Source organism: Bacillus sp. YH3-2-B2 (assembly GCF_053663335.1).
The window spans coordinates 700243-715844 of sequence record NZ_JBSJQE010000002.1; the positions used below are offsets into that span (position 1 = coordinate 700243).

17 protein-coding genes are annotated in these 15602 nt (G+C 47.1%); 13 read left to right on the top strand and 4 right to left on the bottom strand.

Translation table 11 applies throughout. The features are described 5' to 3' along the window. Positions 1 to 9 precede the first annotated feature (9 nt). Genes ACWJJX_RS08470 through ACWJJX_RS08490 form a run of 5 tightly spaced genes read left to right on the top strand, consistent with a single transcriptional unit; the run spans position 10 to position 4400 of the window. Entirely contained in the window at positions 10 to 891 is an 882-nt protein-coding gene (locus ACWJJX_RS08470) for a GNAT family N-acetyltransferase (RefSeq protein WP_003151632.1), read from the top strand. Continuing rightward, positions 864 to 1622 (top strand): WbqC family protein, encoded by a 759-nt coding sequence (locus ACWJJX_RS08475; protein WP_070082395.1) that lies wholly within the window; start codon positions 864 to 866, stop codon positions 1620 to 1622. The genes ACWJJX_RS08470 and ACWJJX_RS08475 overlap by 28 nt, the downstream gene beginning before the upstream one ends. Continuing rightward, the gene (locus tag ACWJJX_RS08480; RefSeq protein WP_454022898.1) at positions 1585 to 2262 is read left to right on the top strand and encodes a PIG-L deacetylase family protein; all 678 of its coding nucleotides are present in this window, start codon (positions 1585 to 1587) and stop codon (positions 2260 to 2262) included. The genes ACWJJX_RS08475 and ACWJJX_RS08480 overlap by 38 nt, the downstream gene beginning before the upstream one ends. A 7-nt stretch (positions 2263 to 2269) precedes the next feature. Continuing rightward, a complete protein-coding gene (locus ACWJJX_RS08485; protein WP_070082393.1) occupies positions 2270 to 3190 on the top strand; it encodes a sugar phosphate isomerase/epimerase family protein in 921 nt (306 codons plus the stop codon). After that, on the top strand, positions 3165 to 4400 hold the full coding sequence (locus ACWJJX_RS08490) for an MFS transporter (RefSeq protein WP_070082392.1): 1236 nt from the start codon (positions 3165 to 3167) through the stop codon (positions 4398 to 4400). Before ACWJJX_RS08485 ends, ACWJJX_RS08490 begins: the two co-directional genes overlap by 26 nt. A 42-nt stretch (positions 4401 to 4442) precedes the next feature. On the opposite strand, the gene ACWJJX_RS08495 is transcribed toward ACWJJX_RS08490, so the two are convergent. Next, positions 4443 to 4904 (bottom strand): GNAT family N-acetyltransferase, encoded by a 462-nt coding sequence (locus ACWJJX_RS08495; RefSeq protein ID WP_007409969.1) that lies wholly within the window; start codon positions 4902 to 4904, stop codon positions 4443 to 4445. Between the two features lie 131 nt (positions 4905 to 5035). Between ACWJJX_RS08495 and ACWJJX_RS08500 the strand changes: the two genes are divergently transcribed. Continuing rightward, complete coding sequence (locus tag ACWJJX_RS08500; RefSeq protein WP_454022899.1) at positions 5036 to 6826, top strand: zinc ribbon domain-containing protein; 1791 nt, start codon at positions 5036 to 5038, stop codon at positions 6824 to 6826. 38 nt (positions 6827 to 6864) lie between these two features. On the opposite strand, the gene ACWJJX_RS08505 is transcribed toward ACWJJX_RS08500, so the two are convergent. Further along, positions 6865 to 7575: a hypothetical protein gene (locus ACWJJX_RS08505; RefSeq protein ID WP_015387695.1), complete on the bottom strand. Its 711-nt coding sequence runs from the start codon at positions 7573 to 7575 to the stop codon at positions 6865 to 6867. Positions 7576 to 8014: 439 nt separating this feature from the next. Between ACWJJX_RS08505 and ACWJJX_RS08510 the strand changes: the two genes are divergently transcribed. Continuing rightward, positions 8015 to 8647 (top strand): NAAT family transporter, encoded by a 633-nt coding sequence (locus ACWJJX_RS08510; protein ID WP_070082389.1) that lies wholly within the window; start codon positions 8015 to 8017, stop codon positions 8645 to 8647. A 20-nt stretch (positions 8648 to 8667) separates the two neighbouring features. On the opposite strand, the gene ACWJJX_RS08515 is transcribed toward ACWJJX_RS08510, so the two are convergent. After that, on the bottom strand, positions 8668 to 9225 hold the full coding sequence (locus ACWJJX_RS08515) for a GbsR/MarR family transcriptional regulator (RefSeq protein WP_014418904.1): 558 nt from the start codon (positions 9223 to 9225) through the stop codon (positions 8668 to 8670). A gap of 260 nt (positions 9226 to 9485) precedes the next feature. Between ACWJJX_RS08515 and opuCA the strand changes: the two genes are divergently transcribed. The 4 genes from opuCA to opuCD are packed head-to-tail and all read left to right on the top strand — an operon-like array spanning position 9486 to position 12923. Next, positions 9486 to 10625, top strand: a complete 1140-nt coding sequence (gene opuCA, locus ACWJJX_RS08520; protein ID WP_062623563.1) for an osmoprotectant ABC transporter ATP-binding protein OpuCA — start codon at positions 9486 to 9488, stop codon at positions 10623 to 10625. A gap of 21 nt (positions 10626 to 10646) precedes the next feature. Next, entirely contained in the window at positions 10647 to 11300 is a 654-nt protein-coding gene (locus ACWJJX_RS08525) for an ABC transporter permease (RefSeq protein WP_003151654.1), read from the top strand. 37 nt (positions 11301 to 11337) lie between these two features. Next, complete coding sequence (opuCC, locus tag ACWJJX_RS08530; RefSeq protein WP_102422576.1) at positions 11338 to 12231, top strand: osmoprotectant ABC transporter substrate-binding lipoprotein OpuCC; 894 nt, start codon at positions 11338 to 11340, stop codon at positions 12229 to 12231. A gap of 17 nt (positions 12232 to 12248) precedes the next feature. Then, positions 12249 to 12923, top strand: coding sequence for a glycine betaine/carnitine/choline/choline sulfate ABC transporter permease OpuCD (gene opuCD / locus ACWJJX_RS08535; RefSeq protein WP_171463598.1), 675 nt, complete (start codon positions 12249 to 12251; stop codon positions 12921 to 12923). A gap of 33 nt (positions 12924 to 12956) precedes the next feature. On the opposite strand, the gene ACWJJX_RS08540 is transcribed toward opuCD, so the two are convergent. Beyond that, complete coding sequence (locus ACWJJX_RS08540; RefSeq protein ID WP_003151660.1) at positions 12957 to 13490, bottom strand: GbsR/MarR family transcriptional regulator; 534 nt, start codon at positions 13488 to 13490, stop codon at positions 12957 to 12959. A gap of 285 nt (positions 13491 to 13775) precedes the next feature. Here ACWJJX_RS08540 and ACWJJX_RS08545 point away from each other — a divergent pair, with 285 nt between their 5' ends. Both ACWJJX_RS08545 and ACWJJX_RS08550 read left to right on the top strand, forming a co-directional pair. Continuing rightward, the gene (locus tag ACWJJX_RS08545; protein ID WP_454022900.1) at positions 13776 to 14921 is read left to right on the top strand and encodes a betaine/proline/choline family ABC transporter ATP-binding protein; all 1146 of its coding nucleotides are present in this window, start codon (positions 13776 to 13778) and stop codon (positions 14919 to 14921) included. 16 nt (positions 14922 to 14937) lie between these two features. After that, complete coding sequence (locus ACWJJX_RS08550) at positions 14938 to 15591, top strand: ABC transporter permease (protein ID WP_077722855.1); 654 nt, start codon at positions 14938 to 14940, stop codon at positions 15589 to 15591. The last annotated feature ends 11 nt before the right edge of the window (positions 15592 to 15602 follow it).

The window sequence follows — 15602 nt, forward strand, 5'->3', positions numbered from 1 at the left end:
GTGATAACAATGCAAAAAACAGCAGTATGCACGAGCCGCCAGGCATGGGATCGGGCCGCTGACATGTATCAGGCGGGGTTGTTTCAAAGCTATGATTGGGGAATTCTCATGGAAGAGCTTCCCGGCACGTCATTTCACCCTGTCAGACTGACAACGGACGGAGGACAGGTCATCTATCTTCCGCTTTTTGAACAGAAGGGCGTATTATCCGGCAATATGATCGGATACGGCGGCGTTATTTCAGATCGCCCCATCTCATTTGAATGGCTTCAAAGTGAAATCGAGGCCATATTCGGCCGGAACATATCCCGGATGCTGCTGCCGTACGGTCAGACTTCTTTTACAGAAGAAATCGGGGAAGGGTGGACGGAAAAGGCGACACGGATTCTTACGCTTCCGGACACGTTTGACGAACTTTGGACGGGCATCTCCGGAAAAGCCCGGACGGCAGTCAGATACGCTGAAAAAGAGAATATTGTCACCAGGCTGATCGGGCGACAAGAACTTGAATCATTTTACGACCTCTACAAGGAGCATACGGCGGCAATCGGCGCGGCTTATGTGCTGAGCCAGGGATTTTTCCAAAAACTGCTTGACACGTTTGGGGACCGGATGTTTTGGGTCGGAGCATATCAGGATGAGACGCTGATCAGCAGCAGTATTTTTCTCTATGACCGCTCTCACTTCTATTATTGGCAGAATGTAAACAGCCTGGCGGGAAAAAAAGCGCAGGCCTCTTACTTGTTGATGCGTGACGCTTTGCAATTCGCCATCAGCCGCAAGCTTCAATGGGCTGATTTTGGCTATTCACACAGTAAAGAAATCGCAAGACCGAAACGATATTGGGGAGCTGAAGAAAAACAATGCCGACTTTTTACGAAACCGGAATGAAAACAATAAGCGGCCATCAATCCAGTTATCTGCCGTGGTACGGTTTTTTTGAAAAAATGTATAAGTCGGATCTGTTTGCCATTCATGACACGGCTCAATTTGAGAAAAAAGGATTTCTGAACCGCAACAGAATCAAAACGCCGCAGGGTCCCAGATGGCTGACGGTGCCTTTGCAGATGAAACAATATAAAGACATAGAGCTTCGGCATATGAAAATCGACCAGACACAGGATTGGCGGAAAAAACATTGGATGGCGATTAAAATGAACTATGCGAAAGCTCCCTATTTTGAGCGATACCAGCAATTTTTTCAAGATGTCTATCAGAGGGAGTGGGAATATCTCCATGATTTGAATATGCACATCATTGAATTTTTCCGAAAAGAGCTCCGAATTGAAACGCCGCTCTGTTATGTCTCTGAGCTTGAATGCCGGAAGGAGAAAAAAAGCGATTTTGTTTTAGCGCTTTGTCGGGAGCTGGGGGCGGATCGTTATTATTCAGGCAGTCAGGGTTCCGACTATTTAATAGAAAGCGATTTTGAAAGAAACGGAATTGTCATTGAGTATCAGCAGATCCGGCATTTTGACTATCCTCAATTATTCGGGGAGCATATCCCTCACCTCTCCATGCTTGATATGCTGATGAACTGCGGAGCGGATACAGCTGAAATGTTAGTTAAAGGAGGGCAATATGATGAAAGTAATGGTATTTGCAGCGCATCCCGACGATGAAATTATCGGCGTCGGCGGCACGCTCGCCAAACATGTCCGCCAAGGTGACAGCGTGTCGGCAGTCATTATGGCGGAAGGCAAGTCATCAAGAAAAACGGATTATGAGAAGCCTGAAGAGTCCATTATGCAGCATTCTGCTCAAGAAACGGAACAAGCGCTCAGCACTTTGGGCATCCATGATTTTGTCAGGCTGAACCTTCCTGATAACAGAATGGATTCAATGGATTTGCTGGATGTCGTGAAGGAAGCGGAGAAACAAATCAATCGTTTTCAGCCTGACATTGTGTATACCCAGTACGGCGGTGACATTAATATTGACCACTCCGTTGTATTCAGAGCGGTCATGACCGCAACCCGTCCGCTTCCCGGCCATACGGTAAAACGGGTTTTTGCCTATGAAACATTGTCTTCGACGGAATGGAATTACTGTCAGAAGGATCAGTTTCATGCCAACTTCTTCGTTAATATTGAAGCTGAACTTAAAACGAAATTGAAATCGATGGCGTGTTACGGCTCCGAGCTCAGGGACTTCCCTCATCCCCGTTCTTTGCAGGCGATTGAACAAAATGCCCGTGTATGGGGAGCAAAATCGGGTTTTTCCGCTGCGGAAGCGTTTATGCTTGTGAGAGGAACATGGTGACTGTCCTATGATTGCTCAAATTCCGTTTTTCGGACTTGATCCGAAGCAAATCGATGAGAAATGGGTGGAAGCGGGATACGGTCTGGAAGCGAATATTTTTGACGGCCGCTCCTTTAGTGAAGCGGATTATCTCAAAACATTCAATCAGACGCTGGAATATGCAAAACAGCTTGATCCTTCATTATTAACGCTGCATTTCCCGACAGATCATGCCGATTATGTGCATGAAGATCACATCAAAAAACAGCTTTATCACTTTGCAGAGCTCGCTGTGAAATACGGCGCCAAAGGCATAACCGTTCATGCGAATCAATTTATGACGGTTGAGGAATTTCAAGTCTATGACCTGGAAGGAAACCGTAAAAAAATCATTGAATTTTTCGCGGAGTTTGATGAGCAGCTGAAAGGGACGGACATTTGGATAGGTGTGGAAAACCTTCCGATCATCGGAAATCTGGGAGAGGATTTTGATCCGATTTTCATTTATCCTGAGGATTTTACAGAGCTGGTTCAGCTGGATCTGAAGCATGTCGGTATTACGTGGGATCTGTGCCATTGGGCGATTACCTATCAGACTCACTTGTCTTCCGCGCTTATGTTCAGAAATGACCAGCTGAGATACCCGGATTTCTTTCAGTTTCTCTCGATAAAAGAGAGCATTAAACATTATCACTTCAGCTCATTTCGCCAGCTTGCGTTCCCGCATGGCGGCGTCCGCTGTTTTGAGGGCCGCCATCCGAGTGAAGGGACGATCGCTGAGGAGGTGCTGAGACGGGCTGCAGATACTTTGCAGGAGCTTTATCGGAATCAAGATACCGGCATTGTATTTGAGGTGATGGAAGAGGATTATACGGAAAGACGGGAATCATGGAGAACGCTGGAATGGTTCGGCGGTGTTTCTGATGCCGAGGATCAAAAAAGGGCCTGATATGACATATCGAACACCGAACTATGCAAAGCTTTGGTGTGCGCAGGTGTTTTCTTCAGCGGCGGACGGGATCTGGCTTATTGCACTGCCGCTGTTAGTGCTGGAATTGACCGGCAGCAAAATTCTTGTCGGCGTTATTTCTTTTATCGAACTCGTGCCGTTGACATTTGGCGTGCTGGCGGGACCGCTGATTGATTTATTCCGAAAAAAGTCGATCTTGTATTTGTGCAATACGGGCCGGGCCGTCATCATGATCCTCTTGGCGGTGCTCAGCGCGAACGATTTATTAACCGTGTGGATAGCCGGGGTGTGCGCCTTTTGTCTATCTCTGCAATCGATGCTGTTTGCGCCGGCGAAAGTCGCGATCATTCCGCTGCTCGTCCGCAAACAGCATCTTGATCAGGCGACATCTTTGATCAATACGAGTGACTTGATCGGACTCATCGTCGGAAAATTGATCAGCGGGATCATGATTGCGGCTATTCCGTTCGGGCTGCTGTTTGCCATAAACGGAACTGCTTTTTTTATCTCCGCGGCATTTATCGCGTTCATTCGTATTTCAGAACAGCCCAATGAAAAAAGCAACGGGGCTGAAGGTGTAAAAGCCGGTTACAGAATGCTGAAAGGAAATGCGGCATGGCTGACATCGGTCGGATACTTTTTCGTCGTAAATCTCGTCATTGCCGGTCTTATTTCAGTAATGGGGCCGATTCTTGCTGTGGAGCGTTTTCAGCAGAACTATTCTGTATGGTTTGCCGTCATGTATTCAATGTTTCAGGCGGGGATGCTTTTGGGCAATCTGGCCGTATTTTTCAAATGGAATACAAAACGCTTGAACCGGCTGTACCCGCGGACGTTAACGGCAGCGGGACTGCTCATTTTGGTGCTGTTTTTTCCGCTTCACGGGTTTGAGTGCATCATCTTCCTGGTGCTCGGCATCATCATCTCGTATATTGATGTGCAAACGGTGCTGTATTTCCAAAAGACGGTTCCGGCCGCATATTTCGGAAGGGTCTTTGCACTGATTTTTTCCATTGTCAAAATGGGTGAACCGCTGTCGGCCGCTGTCTACACAGGGCTTCTGCTGTTGATGAATGCGGATTATATTTTTGCGGCGGTCGGACTGACCCTTACGATCGTTTTTGCTGTTTTTTCAGTCAGACAAGGGAGTCAAAGAAATACAGAGAAACAAGCGGATCAATCCGTCTGAATGTTAAACGAAGGGGCGCCGATGTCAGCCGGCGCCCTTTTATCATAAATCCAAATAAAGCCGTATCATATCCCGGCATTGAATGCCGTTTTCAAAAATGTCTTCATCATAATGTCTGATAAAAAAATCATGGTCGACAGCCTGAATGCGGAATCCGCATTTTTGATAGAGTGACAGCTGATGAATACTGGAATTTCCGGTGCCGATTTCAATCGTGTCAGCTCCCGATTGTCTCGCTTTTTCAATGGCATCCCGCACCAGCTGTTTTCCGAATCCCCTGTTCTGCAGCGATTCTTTTACCGCGATGTTTACGATTTCTATCGTTTTCGGCCTTGTTTGCAATAAGACGTAAACCCCTGCAAGCTCGTCTGACGTCCAAGCCGTATAGCATTCTCCTCTTACAAGATAATCATCGACAATCTCTTTCGACGGATCGGCCAGAAGCAATAGTTCATACAGCGCTTCATCCGGCTCCGCGGCTTTTCGGATGCTCAGTTTTTGCATGTCCGTTTCTCCTCCTCCATTATGATCGACAGCTATTTTTCAAAATAACTCCAAAATCATTCTACTTTATTATAAAATATGAAACATAGGAAAAGTTATACAAGTTTTGCAGATTGAATAGGAGGAAAGTCATGTTTTTTTGTAAGTATTGCGGCCGACAGAACAACGAAGAGGCGCATTTCTGTAAAGAGTGCGGAAAACCGATCGGGAAAGGAAGCCGGCTTGAACGGCAGGCGGCTGTAAGAGCGGCTGAACCTGCTTCACAAATGAGAAAGCCGATCCCTAAAAAAACGCTCTTCATATGGGGCGGCATTGCCGCAGCGCTGATCTTATTGATTGCCGCATATAAAACCGGAGCCTGGCTGACATCTGAAAAAAGGCTCACAGATCAATTCGAACAGGCGGTTCATGACGGGGACACGAAAAAGCTCGCAGCCCTGCTCACTCCTTCAGACAAAAAACTGAAGCTGAATGAGACCAATGTCAAACCGCTCCTTGCATACGCAAAGAAACACGATGAACTGCTGGCAACGCTTCGCGGCAATTCATCAGAAAAAGATGCGGTATACGTCAAAAAAGAGGGTAAAACCCTTCTATTGTTTGACCATTACGAACTGAAAGTCGATCCGGTTTATTTCCGCGTCACCAGCAATTATAAAGGTGCCGATCTTTATATCAACAGCGAGAAAACAGGTACGGTCAAAAAAGCCGATGAAACCCAAATCTTCGGCCCGTATGCACCCGGTGTCTACACGGCGGAAGCCAAGCTTAAAAATGACACGGTTGACGTTGTCAAAAAGCAAGAGGCAGAGGCGGCCGGCAGCCGGAATGTTGATTTTGACCTGCCGTTAGACGCCGAGGATGTGACGTTCACTCCGGCAGACAGCTTCAAAAACGCGAAAGGCGATCTGCTGATAAACGGCAAGTCCGTCCATAAAGATCCGTTTAAATCCGTTACATACGGTCCGCTCTTAACTGACGGTTCCATGACAGCCGCCGTGGAGGCTGATTTTCCTTGGGGAAAAATGAAAACTGCCGATGTTCCGATCAACAGTACTGATGTGGACTTAACGCTTATCCCGGATCAAGATACACAACAAACAATTATGGACACGATTGTCAAAACAACGAAGCAGTATACAAAAGCGATGGCAGACGGAAATACCGATCAGATGACCGAGGCTGTTTCCGCCTGGAAAGAGCAGACGAAAGAAGTGGTATCCGGCATGAAGAGTTCCGGCACCTTTTTGAAGGATCAGTATAAAGAGACAAGCTTTGATCTGGATTCATTTGCGATTTCTCAAGAGAACGGCCGCTGGCAAGCAACTGTTACGGGTAAAGAGCTTCATGAGTCTGCTTATTTCGACGGGAATACGAAGCCTGATATGGAAGAGGCTGAGCCGAGCTTTCATTATGTACTCTCATATGATACAAAACATAAAAAATGGGTTTTCGAAAAAGCTGACCCTGGCTCAGATTCTTCTGGGACAAATGTAAAAAAAATAAAAAACGACCAGCCGAAAACCTATACATCCGCATGGGCATTTTCCAAAGGAAATACAGCTTCAGGCAGCGTGACAAACGAGCAAGTCACATCGTTTATGACTGATTACCTGACAAATCAATCAAGCGCCGTCAGCCTTAACAATTTTGCCATCATGGCGGGCAATTTAGAAGAGGGAAGCCCTTTGTATGCTGATCAGCAGAAACTGGTCAAAAAACTGCACAGCGAGGGCACGACCGAAGTATTTAATGAAGTGAATGTCAAAAGCTTTTCACAGAAAGGCTCTCATCTGACGATTCATACGTACGAGGAGTTTTATATTACGAAAGCCGGCGGCAGTCCGAAGCTCAGAACATACAATTGGACGTATGGCGGCGTTGTCAAAGACGGAAGAATTTATTTAACATCCATTCAATAAAAAAACCCCGCGCCAATCAGGCGGCGGGGTTTCCGTTTTTAAAAGAAGAAATAATTCATGAGTTCTTTCATATAATGCTTGATCGTGAATTGAAACGTTACGCAAATGATCAAATAGATGACGATAACAGAATAAATGATATCCGCTTTAGCCGTGAGCTGATGCTGATAGCTCGCCAGCATGAGCGGAGGCACGGCAAACGCCGCTCCTAAAAGACCGACAGCCAGAATGGTAAAGCAAACGGTTGTATGAAGCAGCATAAAAATGAGGGCAAGAAGCAAAATAGCTGTAAACGGAATCAAAAATGCTCCGAATCTGGACAGCGAATCTTTAAATGACACCTGCGCGCCGCCGGCCTTCAAAGCGATAAAAATCAAGAGATACAGGCAGAATACGCATAATGCAAAGGTAAGCGCCGGTTTGATCACAACCGCGGTAAAACTGACATCACGAAAGCCGTCCGATAAGAGAATATAAAACATAATCGGCGTCACCAGGCAGAAAAGCACCATGTTGATGATGCTGCTGACAAGCTGTTCGCCGCCTGTCGTTTTACATGTTTGATACGGTCTCTTTAACACATCAAGCACGAATAAGGCAAATTGCTTTGAAGCCTGTTTAGCCGCGGCGCCGGCCTGAGCGGCCTGACCCTGTGTTTGGCCTGCGCCTCCCTGCCCGGGCTGGGGCGCACCGCACTTTTCGCAAAATTTTCCGCCATCAGTATGATGGCCGCATTGAGAACAATACATTCTAAAACTCCTTTTACAAGTAATATAGGGATTTTGTTCAATATTTACATTATAAAAGAAAATAGGACGGATGTAACGGAGTTTTCTAAAGATATATAAATCACCTTCTCTATGAATTGATAATAGAGAAAAAGTACCCATTATGGTAGAATTTTATTGGAGCTGATAGATATCATGTCTCTCGGCGCATTGATTCAGAGTGAAAAAGGAAATTAACGCATGCTAAAAAAATTGAAAATGCTTTATCGGCTGTTGAAATTCGGAAAAGGCTTATGGAGATAGCAAACAGAAAAAAACCGTCCTTACAAGGACGGTTTTTTCTGTTTTCCGGATCGTCCGGCTGAGGTTATAAAAAGCAGACCCCGGGGTAAAAATCATGCATAAGAAACAGCGGAGAACAAAACATAACTCAATAATGGCAAGTCATAAGGAGGTACGCATGTTTTCATTCATCATTCATGTCTTCATTTCACTGTTTGCAGTCTCCAATCCCATCGGAAACGTGCCGATTTTTCTTTCACTGACGGAAGGATACCCGGAGAAAGAACGGACAGCGATCGCACGCAAGGCTTCCGTGCTGTCGTTTATCATCTTGGCGGCTTTTTTAATCTTCGGCCATCTGATCTTTAAACTGTTCGGCATTAACATTCATGCCTTGCGTATCGCGGGCGGCATTTTTATTTTCGGCATCGCTTATAATCTTCTGAACGCGAAGAAATCTCATGTACAGTCTCTCCATCATGAAGAGAAAGGGGAGAGCAAGGAGAAAGCCGATATATCCGTGACGCCTTTGTCGATTCCGATTATTGCCGGTCCCGGTACGATTGCGACGGTGATGAGTCTGTCGGCCGGCCATGGCGGCATCATCCATTACATCAGCGTGCTTATCGGTATTGCGGCCGTCATCGCGATGACGTTCATCTTCTTTCACTATTCATCTTTCATCAGCAATAAGCTCGGGAAAACCGAAATGAACGTCATTACCCGACTGATGGGGCTGATCTTGGCGGTGGTGGCGATCGGCATGATCGGCGCCGGTCTGAAAGGCATGTTCCCGATATTGGTTTCCTGACTTAAAAAAGCAGCGCCCGGTTATCTTCGGGTGCTGCTTTTTTCTATTTTCGGCACATGCTGAAACACTTCTTCACTCTCAAAAAATTCTATCAAACGGCTCAGCCAGTCATAATAATGGAGCCAATCCGTCAGTTCATCCAAAAGCTGACGGGCTTTTTCTTCAATATCGGGACTGAGATTTTCCGATTCCAGAAGCTCAGTCAGCTCGCGGTTCAGCTTTTTATAGAGCATTTTGTTTTTGCTGACCGCCTTTGTCCAATTTGCCGTAAACAGGGAGATAAACGTCTGGTAATAATCACGCTCCACGTCGTAAAGGTCTTTGCGAACGCCTTTTTCAAACACTTTTTCCGCCAGATTGGCATCAGTCATTTCACGGACCACCTGGCTCATCCTCGTTTTGCTCATCCCGGTCGCCTCTGACAGCTCATTTAACGTCATCGGCTTGCGGTTCATATAAATAATACCGAGCACACGACCAAGTGTGGCCGGCATTCCGAATGTATGCATATTCTCGGCGATTCTCTCAATGAGATGCTCTTCAGCATGCCCGATGATATCAAGAGCGTTTTTTTCCACGGCTGATCATCCCTTCACTGGCTTTTCATGCTGACAATATATCATATTTTTTACAGTTGATGAAAAAGATGATGCGGCAGGATATGCGAGCTATCGGGAGCGATTGTAAGAACATCCGCATTGTCAGCGGGATAACATGAAAAAATACGTATATTGTATATAATTTCAACACATTGTAAACTTTTTATTTTACAAATTTCATCTTATAATAAAGATTATACTTTTCAGAAAAATAACGGAACCCTTCGGAGGTGCACGGATTGCTGAGATTAGAAAATGTATCGAAAGTCTATAAAGGCGGAAAAAAAGCTGTCAGCAGCATTGATTTAAATATCGAAAAAGGCGAGTTTATTTGTTTTATCGGGCCGAGCGGCTGCGGAAAAACGACGACGATGAAAATGATTAACAGACTGATTGAGCCGTCATCCGGAAAGATTTTTATCGATGGCGAAAACATTATGGAGCAGGACCCGGTGGAGCTGAGACGGAAAATCGGCTACGTCATTCAGCAGATCGGACTTTTCCCTCATATGACCATTCAGCAGAACATTTCCCTCGTGCCGAAACTGCTGAAATGGCCGGAACAAAAGCGGAAGGAACGGGCGCGGGAGCTTTTGAAGCTCGTCGATATGGGCCCGGAATATTTAGACCGCTATCCTCACGAGCTGAGCGGCGGACAGCAGCAGAGAATCGGCGTGCTGCGCGCCCTTGCAGCGGAACCGCCTCTTATTCTTATGGATGAACCGTTCGGAGCGCTTGACCCGATTACACGGGATTCCCTTCAGGAAGAATTCAAAAAACTGCAAAGAACATTGAATAAAACAATTGTGTTTGTAACCCACGATATGGATGAAGCAATAAAGCTGGCTGACCGGATCGTCATTTTAAAAGCGGGAGAGATCGTTCAGGCCGGCACTCCTGATGACATTCTCCGGAATCCGGCTAATGAGTTTGTCGAAGAATTTATCGGCAAAGAACGGTTATTGCAATCAAGACCGGACATTGAGCGCGTCGAGCAGATGATGAACAAAAAGCCTGTCACCGTTACGGCGGACAAAACGCTTTCGCAGGCGATCCAAGTGATGCGGGAGCACCGTGTCGATTCCCTGCTTGTCGTTGATGACCTGAATGTGCTGCAAGGGTATGTCGATGTCGAGATCATTGATCAGAACCGGAAAAAAGCGAGCCTCGTCGGCGACGTGCTACGCTCTGATCTGTATACGGTCGAGCAGGGTACACTGCTGCGTGATACCGTACGCAAAATTTTAAAGCGCGGAATGAAATATGTACCCGTCGTTGATGAACAAAGGCATTTAGTCGGAATCGTCACGCGAGCGAGCCTTGTCGACATCGTTTACGATTCAATCTGGGGCGAGGAAGACCAGCTGGTGACAGGCTGACAAGGGGGAGGAACGCTTACAATGAATGAAATGATCAAGTTTTTGCAGACGAACGGCGGAGAACTGTTATATAAAACGTGGGAGCATTTATACATTTCGATCATCGCCGTCATATTAGGCATTGTCGTCGCCGTTCCGCTCGGAGTGGCGCTGACGAGAATGAAAAAGGGCGCAGGCGCCGTCATCGGCGCCGTCAATATTGTGCAGACCTTGCCGAGTCTCGCGATACTGGCGTTTTTTATCCCGCTGTTAGGCGTGGGAAAGGTGCCCGCGATCGTCGCGCTGTTTTTCTATTCGGTGCTGCCGATTCTCCGAAACACGTATACCGGCATTCAAGGCGTAAACAAAAATCTGCTGGAATCGGGAAAAGGCATCGGCATGACGGTCTGGGAGCAGATCAGGCTTGTGGAACTGCCGCTTGCGGTTCCGGTGATCATGGCGGGCATCCGCACATCCACCATTTATCTGATCGGCTGGGCGACGCTTGCTTCCTTTATCGGGGGCGGCGGGCTCGGAGACTATATTTTTATCGGCCTGAATCTCTATCAGCCTGAATATATTATCGGCGGCGCCGTGCCCGTCACCATTTTAGCCATTATCATTGATTATCTGCTGGCGGCGACGGAACGGAAGGTGACGCCGAAAGGGCTGAAAGGACTGAAGGAAGTATCATAAGGAGTTGGCTGTTTTGAAAAGAAACCAAAAGAGATGGATGTGCGCACTGGCGCTGTCAGCTGCTCTGCTTCTGGGCGGCTGTTCCCTTCCCGGCCTGAGCGGGGCTTCCGATGATACGATTAAAATCGGGGCGCAAAGCATGACGGAATCAGAAATTATCGCCAATATGATTGCACAGATGATTGAGCACAATACAGACTTGAATACGGCATTAATTAAAAACCTCGGATCGAACTATGTCCAGCAGCAGGCGATGCTCGGCGGTGAAATCGATATCGCCGCGACGCGCTACTCGGGAACGGATTTAACGAGCACCCTCGGCATGGAAGCGGAAAAAGACCCGAAAAAAGCATTATCTATCGTCCAGAAGGAATTTGAGAAACGCTTCCATTACAAATGGTTTGATTCTTACGGATTTGAGAACACATACGCTTTTACCGTCACGAAAGAGCTTGCGGAAAAAGACCATTTAGACAAAGTATCCGATATTAAGAAGTATGCGGATCAATTTAAGCTCGGTGTAGACAATGCGTGGCTGAAAAGAAAAGGCGACGGCTATAAGGGCTTCACCGACACGTACGGCTATGAATTCGGCACAACCTATCCGATGCAGATCGGACTTGTATACGATGCCGTGAAAAACGGGAAAATGGACGCCGTCCTCGCTTATTCAACGGACGGACGGATTAAAGCGTACGATCTGAAAATTTTAAAAGACGACAAGCAGTTTTTCCCGCCGTATGACTGTTCGCCGGTCATTCCCGACAGCGTGCTGAAGCAGCATCCTGAACTGAAGGGCATTGTGAATAAACTGATCGGCAAAATCGATACGGAAACGATGCAGGAATTGAATTACGAGGTGGACGGCAAGCTGAAAGAACCGTCCGTCGTCGCTAAAGAATTTTTGGAGAAACATCATTATTTTGAATAAGAAATGAGGTGGGGCAAATGGAAGTGCTGCAGCAGCTCGGCACTTATTATTCTCAAAACGGCGCCTATGTGCTTCAGGAGTTTTACCGCCATTTTCTCATGTCGGTATACGGCGTTTTATTTGCGGCGATCGTTGGGATTCCGCTCGGCATCTTCATTGCCAGATACAGAACATTAAGCGGCTGGATATTCGCGGTGACAAACGTGATTCAGACCGTGCCGGCGCTTGCGATGCTTGCGGTGCTGATGCTCGTCATGGGGCTCGGCGCCAATACGGTGATTTTGTCGCTGTTTTTATATTCGCTTCTTCCGATCATCCGGAATACGTACACCGGAATCGCCAGCATTGAACACGCTTATCTTGAATCGGGAAAAGCGATGGGCATGACCAAATTTCAAGTGCTCCGCATGGTGGAGCTGCCGCTTGCGCTTTCTGTCATCATGGCGGGGCTGCGGACGGCGCTCGTCATCGCGATCGGCATTACGGCAATCGGTACGTTTGTCGGCGCGGGCGGACTCGGTGACATCATTGTCAGGGGCTCAAACGCCACGAACGGAACCGCGATTATTTTAGCCGGCGCCATCCCGACAGCGCTGATGGCCGTTATTGCAGATCTTGTGATGGCATGGCTGGAGCGGGCGCTGAGTCCGGTGAGAAAGAAAAAACGAACCAAAGCGCCGAATGCGGCATGAAAAAAACGCCTTGCGGGTCAGGGCGTTTTTTTCTTATGGCTTCGGAACATGCTTGAATATTTCTTCGCTTTCAAAAAACTCGATCAGACGGCTGATCCAGTTGTAGTAATCAAGCCAATCCTTTAATTCTTTCAGCAGTTCGTTGATTTTTTCCTCAGCTTCTTCCGGCACGCCGTTTTCAAGGACGGCCGTCAGTTCGCGGTTCAGCTTTTTATGCATCATTTTATTTTTGCTGACGACCTTGCTCCATGTGGCCGTAAACAGCGTAATAAAGGTTTGATAATAATCCTGCTCGACGTCGTATAAATCTTTGCGGACGCCTTTTTCAAACACTTTTTCCGCCAGATTGACGTCAAGCATTTCACGGACCGCCTGGCTCATTCTCGTTTTGCTCATGCCGGTCGCTTCTGATAATTCAGTTAAGGTCATCGGCTTGCGGTTCATATAAATAATGCCTAAAATGCGCCCCACCGTCGCCGGCATTCCGAATGTATGCATATTTTCAGCGATTCGTTCTATCAAATGATCTTCAGCTTGTTCGATTACGTGTAACGGATCTTTCTCCAACAGTTTCAATCCTTTCAGTCAGCAATTCCGATGTCAATATACCACATTTTTAAACCGACGGAAATGCTCTTCCGAGAGAATTTGGCAGTAATTCGGAGCAATAAGAAGAACTTTGCCGGTCAATACGGGTAAATCAGTGCTTACACAACCTTTATATATAATATGGACAAATTGTAAACTTTTTAATTTACAAAGTTTAATTTATAATGGGAAACGTTCAATTATCTGAAAAGTTAAATTTGAATTTAACGATTTGAACAAATTTAATATCGGAGGTGTGAGTGTTTGTTGACATTAGAAAATGTCTCGAAAACGTATAAAGGCGGGAAAAAAGCCGTCAACAGCATCAGCCTGAATATCGCCAAAGGCGAATTTATTTGTTTTATCGGACCGAGCGGCTGCGGCAAAACGACGACGATGAAAATGATCAACCGCTTAATTGAACCGACAGAAGGCAGAATCCTGATAGAGGGCCGAAACATTATGGAACAAGACCCGGTGGAACTCAGAAGAAGCATCGGCTATGTCATCCAGCAGATCGGGCTGTTTCCGCATATGACCATTCAGCAGAACATTACGCTCGTTCCGAAGCTTTTAAAGCATCCTGCCGAAAAACGGAAGGAACGGGCGCGGGAGCTTTTAAAGCTCGTTGATATGGGGCCTGAATATTTAGACCGTTACCCTCATGAACTGAGCGGAGGACAGCAGCAGCGAATAGGTGTATTACGGGCACTTGCCGCAGAGCCGCCGCTTATCTTAATGGATGAACCGTTCGGGGCGCTTGACCCGATTACGAGAGATTCCCTTCAGGAAGAATTTAAAAAACTGCAAAAAACCTTACATAAAACCATCGTATTTGTTACCCATGATATGGACGAAGCCATCAAGCTTGCGGACAGAATCGTCATTCTGAAAGCGGGAGAAATCGTCCAGGCCGGAACGCCTGATGAGATTCTCAGATTTCCGGCGAATGAATTTGTTGAGGAGTTTATCGGCAAGGAACGGCTGATTCAATCATCCAGCCCTGATATTGAACGGGTGGAGCAGATCATGAATCCCGATCCCGTGACGGTAACACCTGAGAAAACACTGTCAGCCGCCATTCAGCTGATGCGTGCCGAGCGGGTGGATTCGCTGCTCGTCATTGATGAAAAGAACGTTCTCCAAGGTTATGTCGATGTGGAGATGATTGACCGCAAACGAAGACAAGCGGTAACCGTCGCGGAAGTGCTTGAACGGAATCTGTACACGGTCAGAAGCGGCACTTTGCTTCGCGACGCCGTCCATAAAATTTTAAAAAGAGGCATGAAATTTGTGCCGGTCCTTGATGAGGACGGCCGGCTAACGGGTATCGTGACAAGGGCAAGCCTCGTTGACATCGTCTATGACTCCATCTGGGGAGAAGAGAATCAGCTCGCGGTGATGTCATGAGGAGGCTTCAGTTGATATGAATCAGACCGTGCAATTTTTACAGGCAAATGGCGGAGAGATGCTTTATAAAACATGGGAGCATCTGTACATCTCATTAATCGCCGTCATGGCGGGCATTCTCGCCGCCGTTCCGCTCGGCGTCCTGCTGACGAGAATGAAAAGAGGAGCCGGCGCCGTCATCGGCATCGTCAACATCATTCAAACCTTGCCGAGCCTTGCCATTCTTGCGTTTTTTATTCCGCTTTTAGGCGTAGGAAAGGTCCCGGCCGTTGCGGCGCTGTTTTTCTATTCCATGCTGCCGATTCTCAGAAACACGTATACGGGGATTCTCGGCGTCAATCGGCATCTTCTGGAATCGGGAAAAGGAATCGGCATGACGGTATGGGAGCAGATCAGGCTTGTAGAGCTTCCGCTTGCCGCTCCGGTCATCATGGCGGGCATCAGAACGTCTTCGATTTATTTAATCGGCTGGGCGACGCTCGCCTCCTTTATCGGCGGAGGCGGGCTGGGAGATTACATTTTTATCGGCTTGAACCTTTATCAGCCGGAGTATATTATCGCAGGCGCCGTTCCGGTCACGATGCTGGCGGCCGCCGTCGATTACATGCTGGGGATGACAGAACGGAAAGTCACGCCTGACGGGCTGAAAAGCATAAAGGACGCTTCATAAGGAGGAGGTCT